The sequence below is a fragment of the Chamaesiphon sp. OTE_75_metabat_556 genome (assembly GCF_031378165.1).
In the GTDB taxonomy this organism is placed as follows: Bacteria; Cyanobacteriota; Cyanobacteriia; order Cyanobacteriales; family Chamaesiphonaceae; genus Chamaesiphon.
This window is the reverse complement of sequence record NZ_JANNDR010000572.1, coordinates 1-2,587: the sequence shown is the minus strand read 5'-3', so window position 1 is coordinate 2,587 and position 2,587 is coordinate 1. Positions and strand designations below refer to the sequence as shown.

Annotated in this window: 1 protein-coding gene; it reads right to left on the bottom strand. The window is 49.3% G+C overall.

The window, feature by feature from the left end:
* Window positions 1-314: 314 nt before the first annotated feature.
* Window positions 315-2,339 (bottom strand): NAD(P)H-quinone oxidoreductase subunit 5, encoded by a 2,025-nt coding sequence (locus tag RMO27_RS22505; RefSeq protein ID WP_309736769.1) that lies wholly within the window; start codon window positions 2,337-2,339, stop codon window positions 315-317.
* Between the last annotated feature and the right edge of the window lie 248 nt (window positions 2,340-2,587).

Genomic DNA, 2,587 nt, shown 5'->3' with positions numbered 1-2,587 from the left:
GGCAATCGAGCTGTCGCTATCTATAAATATCGCTTAGATTTAGTCCCAGTTCAGGGCTAAATGAGTTGTGATGAAATTCAGATCTATTTCTCAAGCTCTGAAACAAAAAGTAGGGGGTAATTCATGAAGCGGTTTTTTATTCGGAGGGAACCTCCGAATAAAAAACCGACAAGACAGCGGCTCGCGCACGCCGTTGTTTCCCGACGGTTTAGCGAGACAGCGACTGAAATCACGCGGAGGTTCCCTCCGCATGTGTTTCAGTCAAGACAAGACATTACCCCTACTTTTTGCGCTCGACTAGAATTCAAACTAATCTATGTAATCCCAAATACGATGACTAGACCCAATACCGCCCCAAAGACAATCAAAGCGTAGAATTGAGCGCGTCCGGTTTCGAGGTATTTTAAACCTTCACCACCGAGTAATGTCGCCAACCCAGTGAGATTGACAGCACCATCGACGACACGATAATCGACTTCCATCACCTGACGAGCCACCCGCCGTAAACCGACAACAAACACACTGTTGTAGATATCGTCGATATACCACTTATTCAGAGATAGATTGTAGAGCGCGGGGATTTTGGAAGCGATCGCGCTGGGATCGATCTTGCGGCTAAGATACATCAAGGATGCTAAGGTAATGCCGATTAGGCCGATGCCGACAGAGCTACCAGCCATAATCAGAAATTCATTGAGATCGAACTCATGAGCATGTTCGACAACATGACCGGGCGCAGAGATAAATGCCTCAAAGTAGTTATTGAAGGGCGTGCCGACCAAACCAATTAAGGCTGATGGGACGGCGAGAATAACTAAAGGTAAAGTCATACTCCACGGCGACTCATGGGGCTTGGATGCATGAGAATGACTGTGAGCATCATCATGATGGTCGTCATGCGCATCGGCACCACTCGGACGGGCTGCCGCGAGTAATTGCTTTTGGATCTGGAGATCGTTGCCTCGGAAACTGCCCTCAAAGGTCGAGAAATACATGCGGAACATATAAAATGCTGTTACTCCTGCTGTCGCAAAACCAACAGCCCACAGCAGCGGATTGGCGGCGTAGGTGGCACCGAGAATTTCATCCTTCGACCAGAAACCAGCAAAGGGGGGAATTCCCGAAATTGCCAGGGTACCGACAAAGAAGGTGCTAGCAGTGATCGGCATAAATTTCCGCAACCCGCCCATTAAGCGCATATCTTGAGCCAAGGCGGGATTGTGACCAACGACATCTTCCATGCCATGAATGACGGAACCCGAACCCAAGAACATCATCGCTTTGAAGTAAGCATGAGTCATTAGGTGAAATAAGCCAGCGGAGTAGGCACCGACACCCATCGCCATCACCATGTAGCCCAGTTGGGACATGGTGGAATAGGCCAGACCTTTTTTGATATCGTTTTGGGTAATCGCGATCGATGCACCCAGAAAGGCCGTCACTGCACCCGTCCAGGCGATCGTATCCATCGCTGTCGGGATATGCTCGAACACGGGATACATCCGGGCGATCAGATAAACGCCTGCTGCCACCATCGTCGCAGCATGAATCAGTGCCGAAATCGGCGTGGGACCTTCCATGGCATCTGGCAGCCAGACATGGAGCGGGAACTGGGCAGATTTAGCCACTGGCCCCATAAATACCAAGATCGCAAATAAGGCGGCTAAACCACCGCCAATCGCGCCAGAAGCAACCAATTCCTGAAGCCTATCGCCCATGATTTGGAAGTCAAAGCTCCCAGTCGCCCAGTAGAGTCCGAGCATCCCCAAGAGTAAGCCAAAGTCGCCGACGCGGTTGGTGACGAAAGCTTTTTGACAGGCATCGGCAGCCGCCTTGCGATCGTACCAAAAGCCGATCAGCAGATACGAACACATCCCGACCAATTCCCAGAAGATATAGACCTGGACGAGGTTGGGACTGACAACTAAGCCCAACATCGAGGAGCTAAATAAACTCAGATAAGCATAAAACCTGACATAGCCAGGATCGTGAGCCATATACCCGTGGGTATAGAGCATCACCAAGCCAGCGACGGTGGTGACGATGACCAACATCAATGAAGTCAAGTGGTCGATCGTGTAACCCATGTTGAGATGGAAATTACCTGCCGATGCCCATTCAAACGATCGGGTATAAACGGGGTGTCCTTGAAATTGACTGGCGAGTAAGGCGAAGGACATGACCATCGCCACACCAATGAGCGAAATAATCAGCACTGCATTGAGATCTCGCAGTTTATTGGTAGCTTTGTTGAGTGAAATCAATCCCAATCCGACTAGCATTGCCCCAGCCAGGGGAAATACTGGAATCAACCAGGCATAATCGTATAGTGGTTCCATGTATATACTTAAATCTAACGATCGAGAATGGACAAGCTAAATCTCTGGCGATTGATGGCACAAGTAATACTTGGTTCAGGGCGATCGCCGTGCGCGCTGATCCCTCATCCATGATGCTGCAATTAGCATCATCGACGAGATTTAGGGGCTGTAAGAAAATCAGCTCATGATTTTGAGCAGTAGCAATGTTAGCAGACAAAGCTTGTTGCCTAAAAACATGAAGTTGTTTCTTTACAAGCCCTTAGCTG

Bases quoted from the DNA above. Each gene is read 5' to 3' on its own strand.
- RMO27_RS22505 (WP_309736769.1), bottom strand. From the start codon at position 2,339: ATGGAACCACTATACGATTATGCCTGGTTGATTCCAGTATTTCCCCTG.